Genomic DNA, 15161 nt, shown 5'->3' on the forward strand with positions numbered 1-15161 from the left:
TTGCCCTCCTTGGCGCGGGCGAGGCGTTCGTCGAGCCTGTCCTTGCCGCCCAGCAGGCAGGAGCCGGGCACGCGCACGTCGTCCAGGACGACCTCGGCGGTGTGCGAGGCGCGGATGCCGTGCTTTTGGAACTTTTGGCCCTGGGACAGGCCCGGGGTGTTCGGGGGGATGATGAAGGAGGCCTGCCCGCGCGAGCCGAGTTCGGGCTCGACCGAGGCCACGATGACGTGGACGTCGGCGATGCCGCCGTTGGTGGCCCAGGTCTTGACGCCGTTGAGGACCCACTCGTCCTTGGCCTGGTCGTAGACGGCGCGGGTCTTGATGGCCGAGACGTCGGAGCCGGCGTTGGGCTCAGAAGAACAGAAGGCACCGAGCTTGACGTCGTCGGGGGTACCGAACATCTGCGGGACCCACTCGAAGAGTTGCTCCTGGGTGCCGTTGGAGGCGACCGAGACCGCGGCCAGACCGGTGCCGGTGATGGAAAGGGCGATACCGGGGTCCCCCCAATAGAGCTCCTCGAAGGCGACGGGGATACCGAGACCGCTGGGTTCCAGCCACTGATTGGCGAAGAAGTCCAGGGAGTACAGGCCGATCTTGGCGGCCTCCTGGATGATCGGCCAGGGGGTCTCCTCGCGCTCGTCCCACTCGGCGCCGGCGGGACGGATGACGTCCTTGGCGAACCCGTGGGCCCAGTCCCGGACGTCACGGATCTCTTCGGGGAGCTCGAGGCTGAAGCCGGGTGCGGTGGCCTGACTCATCGGCGCACATCCTTCTTGGGCTCTACAAGGGAGGGGAGGGCTTGCGTGTTACCAACGGTAACAGCTTTCGGTGTGCGCGGACAAGGAGGACCGGGCGGGAAAGAAGGCATTTCCGTGAAGACGCGCTCGAGCGAACGACCCGTTCCACCGAGCACCCGAGCGGTCATCGTCCGCCCCACCCGGCCAAGGCCACCCTTGGCCTCCGGTCGGCCCTCGACGGGGGTTGGTCTCCACGGCCGACCTCGATCCACGGCGGGAAAGGGGAAGTACCATCATCGACGATCTAGCGTGGGGCCCATGAGTGAACCACGCGTCGAACTCGTGCGCCCTTGGCGGGGAATGCCTCCCCGTGAACGCCAGGAGGCTCGCCGCCGCCGACTTCTTCAGGCGGGCCTGGAGGTCTTCGGCACCGAGGGCTTTCGCGCGGCCACCGTCGGTCGCGTCTGCCGAGAAGCCGGTCTGACCAACCGCTACTTCTACGAACACTTCGCCGACCGAGAAGCCGCCCTGCGCGCGGTCTACGACGACCTCGTCGAGGACGCCTTCCACCGTCTCTCCACGGCGGTGAGCGATCCTCCCCCCGCCTCTTGTCTGGAGGATCGCGTGATGGCGGCACTCGACGCCTACCTGGACTTTTGCCTGAGCGACCCGCGCCGTCCTCGGGTGATCTCGGTGGAGAGCGTGGGCGTCAGCGCGGACATGGAAGAGCGTCGAAGGAGTGTGTGCCACCGGATCGCGGAGCTGTTCGCACGGGAGTACCGGCGCTCGGCTCGGGAGGGCACGGTGGTGGACCTGCCATTCGACAAGCAGGCCCTGGCCCTGGTGGGGGCCGCCAACGAGTTGGTCATCGACTGGGTGCTGAGCGACCGTTCCAGGACCCGGGAGGAACTTTCACGGGACATCGCCGGTGTGTTCATGCCGGTGATCGGATCACGTAGATCTTGACACACGTGTGTGTCAACTTGCAGGATGCCGGTCACACCCTTCCCCTCGCCCCGGAGGCGTCCCCATGAGTTACGGCGACTACCAGCTGGAGATCTACCTGAACGGCCTGACCGGTGTCGTTCCCTCCCACCCCATGACCTTCGCCGAACTGGAGCGCCGCGCGGAGCAGACCCTCCCCTCCTGGATCTGGTCGTACGTGGCCGGTGGCGCAGGCGACGAGCACACCCAGGACGCCAACGCCACGGCCTTCCAACGCTGGGGTCTGTACCCGCGCATGTTCGTGGGCGCGGCCGAACGCGACACCTCCGTGAACCTGTGCGGTATCGAGCTGCCCTCACCCTTGATGATGGCGCCGGTGGGCGTGGTGGGTCTGTGCTCGCAGGATCGCCACGGCGATCTGGCCACGGCGGAGGCCTCCGCCAAGACGGGTGTCCCGATGATCGTCTCCACCCTGTCCCAGGACCCCCTGGAGGACGTGGCCGCGCGCCTGGGCCAGACCCCCGGTTTCTTCCAGCTCTACACGCCCACCGACCGGGAACTAGCCGAGAGCCTGGTCAGGAGGGCCGAAGCCGCCGGCTTCAAGGGGATCGTGGTCACCCTGGACACCTGGATCACCGGCTGGCGCCCTCGCGACCTGACCACCTCGAACTTCCCGCAACTACGCGGCCACTGCCTGGCCAACTACACCTGTGACCCGGTCTTTCGGAAACGGGTCGGTGAGAACGCCGCCCCCGACGCGGTGGTCGCACACTGGGCGGGCATCTTCGGTAACCCACTGACCTGGAACGACCTGGCGTGGTTGCGTTCCTTGACGGACCTACCGTTGATCGTCAAGGGCATCTGCCACCCCGACGACGCGCGCCGCGCGGCGGACGGCGGCGTGGACGCGATCTACGTGTCCAACCACGGAGGCCGCCAGGCCAACGGCGGCCTTCCCGCGCTGGAGTGCCTGCCCGACGTGGCCTCCGCCACGGATCTGCCGATTATCTTCGACTCCGGTGTGCGCTCAGGATCGGACGTGGTCAAGGCACTGGCCTTGGGCGCGACGACGGTGGCCCTGGGGCGCCCGTACGTGTACGGGTTGGCGCTGGGCGGCGTGGACGGCCTCGTACACGTACTGCGGTCGACGTTGGCCGAGGCCGACCTGTTGATGGCCGTGAACGGCTATCCCTCCTTGGCCGACCTTACCCCGGCGGCACTCAAGGAACTTCGGATCTGACCCCATCCGGCACATGAGGGAGGGGCCGGCCGGTGTGCCGGCCCCGAGGGCGCCCTTCGGTGCCAGTGGGTCACTGCGCGCTGTGCTTTTCCAGGAAGGTGTAGACGTCGTGTTCGTCCACGCCCGGGAAGGTGCCCGAGGGCAACGCCGAGAGCACGTGCGAGTGCGCGCGGGCCGAGGGCCACACGTTGCCCTCCCATCGACCGGCGAGCTCGGCGGGCGGACGCACGCAGCACTCACCGGTGGGGCAGTTGGACTTGGTGCGGTTGGTGGTCTCACGCCCGCGGAACCAACGCGACTCCTTGTAGGGCACGCCCAGGGTGATCGCGAAGTTGCGCTCACGACTGGGGTCGACGTGCGCCACGCACCAGTGGGTGCCGTTGGGCTTGTCGGTGTACTGGTAGTAGATCGAGTACCGGTCCGGGGACTGGAAGACCTGACGTCCCGACCACTGGCGGCACATACGTTGACCCTCGATGGCGCCGGTGTCGTCGGTGGGAAAGATCAGCCCGTCGTTCTCGTAGGCCTTGTAGATGATGCCGGTCTCGTCGTTTCGGATGAAGTGGCAGACCAGGTCCAGGTGGCGATGGGCGAGGTTGGTGAATCGGTGCGCCGCCATCTCGTAGGAGACGGAGTAGACGTCGCGCAGGTCCTCCACCGAGAGGTCGCGAGCGTTCTTGGCCTCCTGGAGGTAGGTGACGGCGGTGGATTCGGGGATGAGTACGGCAGCCGCGAAGTAGTTGGCCTCCACACGCTGGCGCAGGAAGTCACCGAAGTCCTTGGGCTGTTCGTGCCCGAGGATCACGTGTCCAAGGGTCTGCAGGAGGATCGTGCGCGGGCTGTGCATACCGAGGGTGGTCTCGCGCTTGAGGTAGATGCGCCGGTTGACGTGGTCGGTGAGGGAGCGCACCGAACGCGGCAGGTCCTGCACGTACTTCAAGGAGAACCCGTGGTGGGTGGCGATCGCGAGGATCTGCCCCTGGGAGAGGGGGCCCGCGGTGTAGTTGACCGCTTCCAGGGTCTGGGCGGCGGCCCGTTCGATGTGCTCGAAGTAGTTGCCGCGCTCGCGCATCTGTCGCCGTAGGTCCGCGTTGGCTCGCCGGGCCTCCTCCGGGGTGGCGGTGGGCTTGGCGTTGCGCCGCTTGAGTTCGTCGTAGAGGCCGACGATGTGTTCGAGGACGTCGTTGGGCACCCGCTTGCCGATCTTCAGGTGCGGGAGGTTGAGGCCCTGGTACAGGGAGTCACGCTGGGCCTCCTCCAGGGAGATCTCCAGCTGTGCCCGCCGACTCGGAGGCTGCTTCGACAGAAGTTCTTCGATCGAGACCCCGAGGGCCGAGGCCAAGGACGTGAGGAGGGAGAGTTTGGGTTCACGTTTTCCGTTCTCCAGCAGAGAGAGCTGCGAGGGCGCACGGCCAACGCGTTCCCCCAGGTCAGAAAGGGTCATCCCGCGCGCGCGGCGGAGATGACGGAGCCTCTGACCAAAGGTGACGAGATCTAGGTCACCTGTCAAAGACGGTATTTCTTCAGCACCAAAGTACGCCATGGCTTCATGATACGGAAAGAATCCACGATCTTCACCAGATTTCGAGTGGAAAAGTCTTGGATCTTGCCTAAGAATCATAGTTACCGGCGGGGAACTTACCGCTCCAGGGCTCAGCCCCTGGCCCTGGAAGGACCTCTCTCGACCGGTATGAACACCTTGGGGACTACACGAAGGCGGGAACGAACATGAGCACCAGCGCTCGTCGTCAGGAAGCCAGCGCCGCGCTCCAGCGCGACTGGGAGACCAACGCCCGGTGGGCGGGCATCGAGCGGACCTACTCCGCCGACGACGTGGTCAAGCTGCGCGGCTCCGTCACCGAAGAGCACACCCTGGCCCGTCGTGGCGCCGAGCGCCTCTGGGACCTGCTCCACACCGAGGACTACGTCAACAGCCTCGGCGCCCTGACCGGCAACCAAGCCGTTCAGCAGGTCCGCGCCGGTCTGAAGGCCATCTACCTCTCCGGTTGGCAGGTCGCGGCCGACGCCAACCTCGGTGGCCACACCTACCCGGACCAGAGCCTCTACCCGGCCAACTCGGTCCCGGCCGTCGTCCGCCGCATCAACAACGCGCTCCTGCGCGCCGACCAGATCACCTGGTCCGAGGGTGACGACAGCGCCCCCGAGTGGCTCGCCCCGATCGTGGCCGACGCCGAGGCCGGCTTCGGTGGCACCCTCAACGCCTACGAGCTGATGAAGGGCATGATCGCCGCCGGCGCCGCGGGCGTCCACTGGGAGGACCAGCTGGCCTCCGAGAAGAAGTGCGGTCACCTGGGTGGCAAGGTCCTCATCCCGACCGGTCAGCACGTCAAGACCCTGAACGCCGCCCGCCTCGCCGCGGACGTCGCCGGCGTCCCGTCCCTGGTCATCGCGCGGACCGACGCCCAGGCCGCGACCCTGATCACCAGCGACATCGACGAGCGCGACCAGCCCTACATCACCGGTGAGCGCACCGCCGAGGGCTTCTACCGCTTCCGCAACGGCGTCGACGCCTGCGTCGCCCGTGGTCTGGCCTACGCGCCGCACTCCGACCTGCTCTGGATGGAGACCGCGACCCCGGACCTGGAGGTCGCCCGCGACTTCGCCGAGCGCATCAAGGCGAAGTACCCGGACCAGATGCTGGCCTACAACTGCTCGCCCTCCTTCAACTGGAAGCGTCACCTGGACGACGCGACCATCGCGAAGTTCCAGCGCGAGCTGGGCCACATGGGCTACAAGTTCCAGTTCATCACCCTGGCCGGCTTCCACTCGCTCAACTACTCGATGTTCAACCTGGCCAAGGGCTACGCCCAGAACGGGATGACCTCGTACGTCGAGCTGCAGGAGGCCGAGTTCGCGGCCGAGGCCAACGGCTACACCGCGACCCGCCACCAGCGTGAGGTCGGCACCGGCTACTTCGACGCCATCAGCACGACCATCTCTCCCGAGGCCAGCACCACGGCTCTCACCGGTTCCACCGAGGAAGACCAGTTCTCAGCGGCTCACTGACCCTGGTCTTCATTCCCTAGAGGCCGTTCCTCCCCGCTTTCGTGGCTGGGGCGGGGCGGAACGGCCTCCCCCCTAGCCGCCGGCCATGCGCGTTCCGTGTCACACGCGCATGGCCGGCGGCTTCTTCATGCTCTTTTTCGCGTCGCGACCTAGGGGCCGGCTCGGCACGAGAACTTCCTCAAAACTTCACTTCGAGGCCTTGCCCCGCACACCCCGCCCTCAGAACCACGCTTCCGTTCCCCGCTCACCGTGCTCAAACAGCTTTCGCCGGCCGGTTACGGCCGGCGACTCGACGGTTTCCCCTTGTTCTCAAGGCGAGAACACCCCTATGGTGGGCCTCGCATGGGTCACGAAAAAATAACGCCCGGCTCGCGTCATCCTTACGATCGTTGCCGACGAAGGGCCCATCGTCGCCGCGTCGGGTGGACCCGCAGCACATATCCCCGATCACTTGGAGCCATCTTGAAGCTCGAGGACATCAGCAAGGAGATGCTCACCACGACCCGCCGTGTCCTGGCCACAAGTGCGATCGCGGCCGTCGCCGTGTTCGGTGTCGCCGCCTGTGAGGACACCGGCACCCAGGACCCGGGTGTCGAACTCGAAGGCGAAGAGGGCGTCCCAGGCGACGGTCTCGACGACGGCATGGGCGAAGAGGGCGACGAGTAACCCCTGCTTCCCCAGCTCCGGGGCGGGTGGGAGGGTGCCGGGCTCGGCACCCTCCCGCCCGCCCTCCCCATGGGTCCCCCTTGAGCATCCTCCCCATCGACCGCCCGTCTCCGTCCCCTCGGGGCAGGTCAGCGGTCCGGGCCCACGGGTAGATTCGATTCGTGACCGACAGAACCCACCAGAGCCCGAGCGAGCACGCCCCCTCTTCCCCGCTCCCCGCCGCACCCACCATCGCCTCGATCCCGAACCTGCTTCCGAACCGTTCCCTGCTGCGCTGGGAGATCCTGTGCGTGCTCGCCCTGTCCCTGGGCGCCGCCGCGATCTCGGCGACCATCTCCTTCCTCGGTGTGCTCACCGCGCCCGAGTCGATGGCCGACCAGACCGCGAGCCTGATCCGTTCACGCGCCGAGAACCGGCCTTGGCTCGACCTCTCCTTCCAGCTGTACGCGGTGGTCTTCGCCTTGGCCCCGGTCGCTCTGGTGATCTACCTGCTGCACCGCACCGGGGAGTCGGCTCGCACCGTGGGTTTCGACGGGCGCAGGCCCTGGTTCGACACCGGGAGCGGATTGCTCCTGGCCGGGCTGATCGGTGCCGGCGGCCTGGTGGTGTACGTGGTGTCGTGGCAGCTGGGGCTGACCCGCACCATCGTGCCCAGCACCCTGGAGGGGCACTGGTGGGATATGACCGTCTTGGTCCTACAGGCCCTCAAGAACGGGGTGCTGGAGGAGGTGATCGTGGTCGGTTACCTGCTGCATCGGCTCGGTCAGCTGGGTTGGTCACCGTGGAAGGCGGTGCTGGCCAGTTCGGTGCTGCGGGCCTTTTACCACCTGTACCAGGGCGTGGGGATGTTCTTCGGCAACCTGGTGATGGGGCTGGTGTTCGGCTGGTTCTACCTGCGTTACGGCCGGGTGATGCCTTTGGTGGTGGCGCACACGGTGATCGACGTCGTGGCGTTCGTGGGGTCGGTGTACCTGATCGGCCGACTGGACTGGCTCCCGGTCTGACCCGCCCCTGAGTCCAGCGCTCCCCTCCCGGGAGCGACCGACGGCGAATCGACCGGTGGCACGGCTCAGGCGCGGGCGTCTTGCTCGGCGATGGCGTCCTCCAGATAGCGGGGACGTCCCACCAGTAGGCCGACGACGAGGTTGAGGGCCACGATGCCCATCACCATGGCCAAAGGTGCGTGCCAGCCACCGGTGAGTTCGTGCAGCAGCCCGAAGAGGAAGGGGCCGACCCCGCCCAGTAGGTAGCCCAGGCTCTGGCTGGACGCGGACATGGCGGCGGTGCCCTCGGCGGTGCGGGTGCGCACGGCGAAGATGGTCAGGGCAAGGACGAAACTGCCCATCCCCACACCGATGAAGGTGGTCCACACCCAGGTGCCCGCCAGCGGGGAGGACCACAGCCCGAGGAACCCGATCGTGTAGGAGAGCACGAACAGCACGACGAAGGGCCTCTGGTCGCGTACGCGGACGATGAGGGCGGGCAGTACCAGCGACATCGGGATGCCCAACGCGGTGAGGTAGGCCAGCATCACTCCGGCGGACTGGGCGTCCATACCCTGGTCGCGGAGCATCTGGGCGAACCAGCCGAACATGATGTAGGCGATGGTGGACTGGGTGCCGAAGTACAGCACTCCCTGCCATCCCAGACCGGTGGAGAGTACGCGACGCACACCCAGGGCCGGGCCCTCACCGTTGGAGGTGGGTTCGTGGCGCAGGGCCAAGAGCCAGGGCAGAACGGCGGCCAGGCCGAACAGGGCGTAGACGCCGATCGCGAGGCGCCACTGACCGGTGGCCTGTTCCATGGGGACGGTGGCGGCCGCGGCGATGGCGGTGCCCAGGGCCAGACCGGTGGTGTAGACGGTGGTCATCAGACCCACCCGGTGGGGGAAGTGCTGCTTCACCAAAGCGGGGAGGATGACATTACCGATCGCGCCACCGGACAGTGCCACAGCGCTCAAGGTAAGGAACAGCACGGGTTCGGGGGCCAGGGCACGGAGGGTCAGGCCGATGGTGAGCGCCGTCAGGGCGTAGACGAGCAGGTGGTGCGAGCCCAGCCGGCGAGCGAGGAGCGGAGTCAGACCGCCAAAGAGCGCGAAGCACAGAACGGGCAGGGTCGTGAGCACCCCGGCGCCCACCGCCGTCATACCCAGACCATGGGTGACCTCGTCGAGGACGGGGCCGACACTGGTGATGGCGGTGCGCAGGTTGAGGGCGGCCAGGGCGATGGCGACGGCCACCAGCAGAAGTGCCTTACGAGGGGTTCGGGAGGAGGTTCCGGGCCGGGTCGGGGAGGTGTTCCGCGAGGATGGATTTCGGACAGGAACGGCGCTCATGTAAGACGACTCACATAATCGTAGGATGACCCCATGTACTTCATGAGGATAACGCATTGCCCTCCACCGCCGATTCCATCGCCCAACTGGTCTAGGCTCCCTCCTTAACCGATCCCTACCTGTGCGCTGGCCCTGTCATCCGGCGACCCGCCCCTAGGAGGTAAAAGCGTGCCCCTCGCCTCGACACGCCGGACCGGTCTCGTCGACCAGGTCATCAGTCAGCTACGAGCCCAGATCGACTCAGGTGAATGGGGCGTGGGAGATCGCATCCCCACCGAGTCGGAACTATCCGAACAGCTCGAGGTCGGCCGTAACACCGTCCGCGAGGCCGTCCGAGCCCTGGCCCACGCGGGTCTGTTGGAGATCCGTCAGGGCGCGGGAACCTTCGTACGCGCCTCCAGCGAACTCGGCGGCGCCCTACGGCGGCGCTTGGAACGCTCGCGCCTTCGGGAGAACCTGGAGGTGCGCCGCGCACTGGAGGTCGAGGCCGCGCGTTTGGCCGCCCTGCGTCATAGCGAGGAGGACATGGCCGGCATCGACCGTGCCATGGCTCTTCGCGAGGAGGCCTGGCGTGCTCAGGACATGGGCGCGTTCGTGGAGGCGGACTTCAGTTTCCACCGTGCGGTCGTCAACGCCACCCACAACACCCTGCTCGTCGACCTCTACGACGACATCGCCCAGGTGGTCTACGCGAGCATCGCGCACACCGCCTACGAACAGAGCGACGAAGCGACCGATCAGCCCTCCACGAGCACCGAAGGGATCGACCACACCGGCCTGACCGAGGCCATCCGTGAGGCCGATCCGGTCCGGGCCGCCCGTGAGGCCACCTGTTACATCGACGAACTGCTCTCCCTCACCGAGGAGTAGCACGGCGTGGGAGAAGCAGCGCCCACCAAGGGATGACAGCGTTCCTGGCACGTACGCGCCAGGCCTCGGAGCGACCCCTTGGAGTGGAAGGACGCTCCGAGGCCCAGGTCATGGGTGTTCAGTCGCCGCCGTAGACATCGGTGAACGCCGAGCGCGAACCTCGGCGCGGCCGCATGGAAGGGTGTTCCCCGCTCCTGGGCTCACGGCGTGGGCCGAGTGAGCGGGGCCGGCCTCGAGGTGCGGCGATGTCGGTCGCCTCACCCTCAAAGGGCCCTTCCCAGCCGGTGACCCGGGAGGGATCCAGGCCCAACAGGTCCAAGGTGCTCGCTCCCGCGCTGACTGCGTCGATGATCTCGCGTTCTCGGGAGATACTGCTCATCGTTTCGGCGATGATCGCACTCACCTGCCCGCGTGGCAGGCAGACCACCCCGTCGTCGTCCGCGACGATCCAATCCCCGCGCCGCACCGACAACGGAGCCGGCCCGAGGGCGTTCATACCGATGGGTCGGCCCACCGAACCACCGGCGTCCTGGCCGACCTCGCGGACCGAGACACCCGCGCCGAAGACCGGGAGTTCGGAGTAGGCGATGGCGGCGACGTCGCGAACGCAGCCGTCCAGCACGATCCCGGCGATGTCCCGTGTGCGCGCGGCCACGGCGAGGATCTCGTCCACATAGCCGTACTCCGATTCCCCGGACACGTCCACGACCAGGGCCGATCCCGGAGGGGCCTGGGCGATGGCCACGTGCAGAGCGAGGTTGTCGCCCGGCGCGCAGCGGACCGGAAACGCGGTGGCGGCGAGCGTGGCCCCCGGCCAGACGGAGAAGAGGTGCGACCCGAACGGCCGGCCCCCGTTTCGGGCCAGTGCCACCGTTCCCACAGCCGTCAACGTCCTCGCAAGCGCCACGTCAGCCTCCATTACACCCGCGCCCGGTGCGGTCGATTCGGATCGACCCTTCCTATACTCACCGGTAACTTAAGCGTGACGCAAGACATGTGGGCCCGAAACACAGGAAAATGCTACCGATGGTTACACATTCATCGGGCGCGTGAACGACTTCTCACCTGACGTGATCACGCGTGGGTACACCGAACGCTTCAGCCGATCGCGGTGACCGAGTCCAGCGCCGCCCGAGCAGCGGCCACGTCGTGTACCCGAAAGACCCGGGCGCCTTCCCTGGCCGAGACCGCCAAGGTGGCCAACGTTCCCTCACCACGCTCGGTCAGCCCCACGCCCAGGGTCTCCCCCACGAAGTCCTTGTTGGAGACCGCCACCAGGACCGGCCACCCGGTGGCGGCCAACTCCCCGAGCCTGCGGGTGAGCTCCAGCGAGTGGTAGGTGTTCTTACCGAAGTCGTGCGTGGGGTCGATCATCACCGCGTCGGGACGCACCCCGAGGGAGACCGCGCGTTCGGCCAGCGCGCACACCCCCGTGATCACGTCCGCCATCACGTCGTCGTAGCGCACCCGGTGGGGGTCGGTACGCGGGGCCAGACCACCACTGTGGCTGCACACCAGGCCGGTGCCGTACTCGGCGGCCACCCGGGCCAGGTCCGGGTCCGCGCCGGCCCAGGTGTCGTTGATCATGTCCACACCCGCCTCGGCGCAGGCGCGCCCCACCCCGGCCCGCCAGGTGTCCACCGAGATCACCACGTCGGGATGGCGTACACGCAGCTCGCGCACGAACGGCAGCGTGCGCCGAATCTCCTCGTCCTCGTCCACGTGCGCGCCGTACCCGGCCTTGACCCCGCCGACGTCGATGATGTCCACGCCGGCCGCCACGGCGTGGTCGGCGGAGGTCAGCGCGGCGTCCAAGGCATAGGTGGAACCCCGGTCGTAGAAAGAGTCGGGGGTTCGGTTGATCACCCCCATCACCGCGTACCGAAGCCCCGCGTAGGTGTGGTCGCGCAGTCGCAGTACCCCCGTTTGCGGTGGCCCCGCCTGCGATCGTCCCGATCCCGACTCCGCTGTTCCCTCCGGCACCGCCGGCCCCCCTGTCACCATGGCCCCATCTTGGGGTACGCGTTCACGGGGTGCCACTCGGGAGCGCGGTGCCGCCCGCCCGAAGCGACCGGAAAGACCCCGGGGCGACTCAGGGTCGTCCTGAGCCGCCCCCGGACCACGACCACGAGGACCCGCCTCAGGCGGACAGCCGAACCTCGGAGCGTTCACCGCTTCGACGTTCCTTGCGGATTCGCAGGTGTTCCCAGGTCTCCACGTACGCGATCCCGGCGGTGCCCCTAATGGTCTCCAACGTCTCCACCAGCCGGCGGTGGTCGGGCGCGGTGAGCGTACCGACCACGTCGTAGCGGCCGAACCCACTGGCCAGGAAGGAGACCCTCGACATGTTGGCCAGGGCGGTGCCCAACGCGTCGGCGTCCCCACGACAACGCAGGCCGAACCCGAGTCGTTCGTTGGCGCCCACCACCGAGGGTTCCACCAGGGCGGTCACGTGCACCACTCCGGAGTCGAGCAGGCGTACCACCCGAGAACGGGCTGCCGCCTGGGACAGCCCTACCTGACGTGCCAGGTCGGCGTATGAAGCCCGGCCGTCCTTGAGTAGTCTGCGGACCAACCGCCAGTCCAGCGCGTCCAGCTCGACCTCGCGTAGCTCACGCACGCTGCTGTGCGCGTCCTTGTACACGGCGTTGGCCCGGAAGACCTCGGCCCCGTCCACGCCCGGCAACGAGCGTAGCCGGGCGAGCTCCTTGGTGAGCGCGGCGTCATCGGCCACGCGTACCTGCGCCATGACCGGGAAGCGCCCCGCCGTCTGCGCCGCGAAGGTCACCGCCTCGCGTTCCTCCAGTTCTTCCAAGATCGAGGTGACCGGCCCCGTGACCCGAAAGAAGACCTGCCCGAGGACCTCCATGCCCACCACGCCGGCGTGCAGCACACCGACGATCCTGATCGCCCCCGATTGCACGAGCTGACGCACTCTGGCGCGCACCGCGGTCCGGGACAGACCTACTCCGTCGGCCAATGCTTGGAAGGTCGCTCTGCCATCCCCCTGCAACGCACGCATGAGCGCGGCGTCAACCGCATCGAGCACGATGTCTGCCTTTCGTTCCCATGGCGCCGCCCTTCCCCCGGACGACGCCCCCTCCTCCGAGCCAGATCATCGCAGCTGTGACGCTCGTTCACTACTGATCGCGAAAGAAATCGGCTGATTCACCCCTTTGATTGGTTCGATGGCGCGTTCCAATGCCTCAACGGCAGCCTCTCGGCCACGTAACAGACTTGTATAGAACATCCTTCGAATGCGGCACTCAGTGCACACAACCCCCACAAAGCGCCACACTGATTTGGCGACCCCGTGCGAGGCCCCACAGGGGCAGCCGGGATCATGAAACCCCCCGCGCCTCCGACTCCGGCCTCGGTGATCGGGAACCAGTGGGCCGCTCTCGGACGTGCAACCACACAAGGGAAGATCTGCAAAAAGTGGTCGCTATCGGGATGCAGTGGGGCATACAACACAAGACGGGGCGGACCAACCGTCTCACGGTGTGAGAGGAATCGTCGGTGGCAACGCAGGACGAGCAGCGGGACGAGGCGCGAACGCGCCGGAGCAAGCGCCCGGGTACGGGTGGGGCTCTGCTGTGGACCGCACTCTCGGTACCCCTTCCCGGGGCCGCTCACCTGCGTATGGGACACCGCCTGGCGGGCACGGCCCTGCTGACCTGCTACCTGCTCGGTATCGCGGCCTTGGTCCTGTGGGCGCTGCGGATCGGCGCGCACGAATCGGGCGGTATCACGATCCTGGCCGGGATGGCCGTGCAGGACGTGTGGCTGCTGGGCGCGATGGGCGCGGTGTTCGTGGTCGCGGTGCTGTGGATGAGCGTGATCGTGCACTCCTGGGTCATCACCCGACCGGAAGGGGCGGGCCTGGGGCGGCGCGTGGTCGGCGCCCTGACCGTGTTGGTGCTGTGTCTGACCGTGGCCGTGCCCTCGGGGTGGGCCCTGCACGCCGGGTACACCGCCTACGAGACGTTGGGGGCGGTGTTCGGCTCTCCCGAACGCGAGGACCTGCCCCCGCACGACGCCACCGACCCCTGGTACGGGGCCGATCGAATCAACGTGCTGTTGATCGGCGCGGACTCGGGCGACAACCGTTATGGGGCGCGCACCGACACGATGATGGTGGCGAGCGTGGACACGCACACCGGAGACACGCTCCTGGTGGGGCTGCCGCGCAACCTGGAGAACATTCGTTTCCCCGAGAACAGCACGTTGGCGGAACGCTACCCCGAGCCCTACGGCTTCGATCTGCTGCTCAACGACCTCTATCAGACCATCGCCGAAGAGCCCGAGGAGTTGGCGTTCGATCCAGCGGCCTCCGACCCCGGCGCCGATACCCTCAAGAAGGTGCTCGGGCACAACCTCGACCTGGACATCGAGTACTACGCGATGGTCGACATGATGGGTTTTCGCGACCTCATCGACGCGGTCGGCGGAGTGCAGGTGCGCATCACCGAACCCATTCCCTACGGGGTGCACGGCGGGGTCTTGGAGCCGGGTCTACGGCGCCTGAACGGGCACGACGCACTCTGGTACGGGCGTTCCCGGGTCGGCACCGATGACTACGGACGAATGGGCCGTCAGGGGTGTCTGATCAAGTACGTGGCCGAGCAGGTCGAACCGACCACGGTGCTCACCAGCTACCGGCGCTTGGCGGGGGCGACCAAGCGGACCCTGAGCACCGACATCCCCCAATCCAAGGTGCCCGCCTTCATCGAACTGGCCGACCTGGTCACCGACGAGGGTTCCATGAGCGCCCTTCAGCTCTCACCGCCCCAGGTCAACACCGGTAACCCGGACTGGGACGAGGTCAGGACGCTGGTCGAGGAAGCCATCTCCGGTGGAAGCGAGGAGGACACGCCCGTGGAGGAGTCCTCCCCCCAAGCGGTCGACGGCACCGAGGAGGACGGTGAGGAGGGGTCCGAGGACTGGACCGAGGAAGAGCGGACCGAGTGGCAGGAGTACACCGGTCTGGACGAGCCCTCCCCGGCCGACCCGGGCCGCCAGGTCGGTTCGGAGGCCACCGACCTCGACACGATCTGCCCCTAGACAGGGTTTTTCAGCGCTTCCGCTTCTGCCGCTCCACCCACCACCGTTCTCACAGCACGGCTTGAGGGCCGCCAGAGTCCCTCGGCACGTGTTCGGGCGCCGAAAGACAAGACAGAACCTTCGGCGCCCGAACGGTGCTCCATGATTCACCGAACAGGATCCGACCCTCGAACGGTGAGGCGCCGCGCTCCCGAGGGTGACGGGAATCGACCTCTCCCCCCCCGGACCGATGGTCCAAACCCTCCAGGGCTCGATGACCGGAGACGGCCGAACCATC

13 protein-coding genes are annotated in these 15161 nt (G+C 67.4%); 7 read left to right on the plus strand and 6 right to left on the minus strand.

Annotated features, from left to right (window positions below; genetic code table 11):
* A partial coding sequence (locus D472_RS0109910; protein ID WP_017604326.1) for an acyl-CoA dehydrogenase family protein occupies positions 1-758 on the minus strand: 758 nt, incomplete at its 3' end.
* 297 nt (positions 759-1055) lie between these two features.
* Here D472_RS0109910 and D472_RS0109915 point away from each other — a divergent pair.
* Together D472_RS0109915 and D472_RS0109920 are read left to right on the plus strand one after the other, a co-directional pair.
* Positions 1056-1703, plus strand: coding sequence for a TetR/AcrR family transcriptional regulator (locus D472_RS0109915; protein ID WP_017604327.1), 648 nt, complete (start codon positions 1056-1058; stop codon positions 1701-1703).
* 64 nt (positions 1704-1767) lie between these two features.
* The gene (locus tag D472_RS0109920) at positions 1768-2922 is read left to right on the plus strand and encodes an alpha-hydroxy-acid oxidizing protein (RefSeq protein ID WP_017604328.1); all 1155 of its coding nucleotides are present in this window, start codon (positions 1768-1770) and stop codon (positions 2920-2922) included.
* Between the two features lie 70 nt (positions 2923-2992).
* On the opposite strand, the gene D472_RS0109925 is transcribed toward D472_RS0109920, so the two are convergent.
* Positions 2993-4432, minus strand: coding sequence for a helix-turn-helix domain-containing protein (locus D472_RS0109925; RefSeq protein WP_026117542.1), 1440 nt, complete (start codon positions 4430-4432; stop codon positions 2993-2995).
* A 218-nt stretch (positions 4433-4650) separates the two neighbouring features.
* Between D472_RS0109925 and aceA the strand changes: the two genes are divergently transcribed.
* From aceA to D472_RS0109940, 3 genes are all read left to right on the plus strand, one after another.
* On the plus strand, positions 4651-5949 hold the full coding sequence (aceA, locus tag D472_RS0109930) for an isocitrate lyase (protein WP_017604330.1): 1299 nt from the start codon (positions 4651-4653) through the stop codon (positions 5947-5949).
* A gap of 462 nt (positions 5950-6411) precedes the next feature.
* On the plus strand, positions 6412-6615 hold the full coding sequence (locus D472_RS0109935; protein WP_017604331.1) for a hypothetical protein: 204 nt from the start codon (positions 6412-6414) through the stop codon (positions 6613-6615).
* A 161-nt stretch (positions 6616-6776) separates the two neighbouring features.
* Entirely contained in the window at positions 6777-7619 is an 843-nt protein-coding gene (locus D472_RS0109940; RefSeq protein WP_017604332.1) for a CPBP family intramembrane glutamic endopeptidase, read from the plus strand.
* 65 nt (positions 7620-7684) lie between these two features.
* Here the strand turns inward: D472_RS0109940 and D472_RS0109945 are convergent, their stop codons facing one another.
* Entirely contained in the window at positions 7685-8950 is a 1266-nt protein-coding gene (locus D472_RS0109945; protein WP_026117543.1) for a CynX/NimT family MFS transporter, read from the minus strand.
* Positions 8951-9118: 168 nt separating this feature from the next.
* Between D472_RS0109945 and D472_RS0109950 the strand changes: the two genes are divergently transcribed.
* On the plus strand, positions 9119-9820 hold the full coding sequence (locus D472_RS0109950) for a FadR/GntR family transcriptional regulator (protein WP_017604334.1): 702 nt from the start codon (positions 9119-9121) through the stop codon (positions 9818-9820).
* 118 nt (positions 9821-9938) lie between these two features.
* Here the strand turns inward: D472_RS0109950 and D472_RS0109955 are convergent, their stop codons facing one another.
* The 3 genes from D472_RS0109955 to D472_RS0109965 form a co-directional block, all read right to left on the minus strand.
* Positions 9939-10700, minus strand: a complete 762-nt coding sequence (locus D472_RS0109955) for an RraA family protein (RefSeq protein ID WP_017604335.1) — start codon at positions 10698-10700, stop codon at positions 9939-9941.
* Positions 10701-10918: 218 nt separating this feature from the next.
* Complete coding sequence (gene folP, locus D472_RS0109960; protein WP_193373447.1) at positions 10919-11824, minus strand: dihydropteroate synthase; 906 nt, start codon at positions 11822-11824, stop codon at positions 10919-10921.
* A 136-nt stretch (positions 11825-11960) separates the two neighbouring features.
* Entirely contained in the window at positions 11961-12869 is a 909-nt protein-coding gene (locus D472_RS0109965) for an Lrp/AsnC family transcriptional regulator (protein ID WP_026117544.1), read from the minus strand.
* A gap of 470 nt (positions 12870-13339) precedes the next feature.
* Here D472_RS0109965 and D472_RS0109970 point away from each other — a divergent pair, with 470 nt between their 5' ends.
* A complete protein-coding gene (locus tag D472_RS0109970) occupies positions 13340-14884 on the plus strand; it encodes an LCP family protein (RefSeq protein WP_026117545.1) in 1545 nt (514 codons plus the stop codon).
* Positions 14885-15161 lie beyond the last annotated feature (277 nt).

Origin of the sequence: Nocardiopsis alkaliphila YIM 80379, from assembly GCF_000341005.1 — a bacterium.
Lineage (GTDB): Bacteria > Actinomycetota > Actinomycetes > Streptosporangiales > Streptosporangiaceae > Nocardiopsis > Nocardiopsis alkaliphila.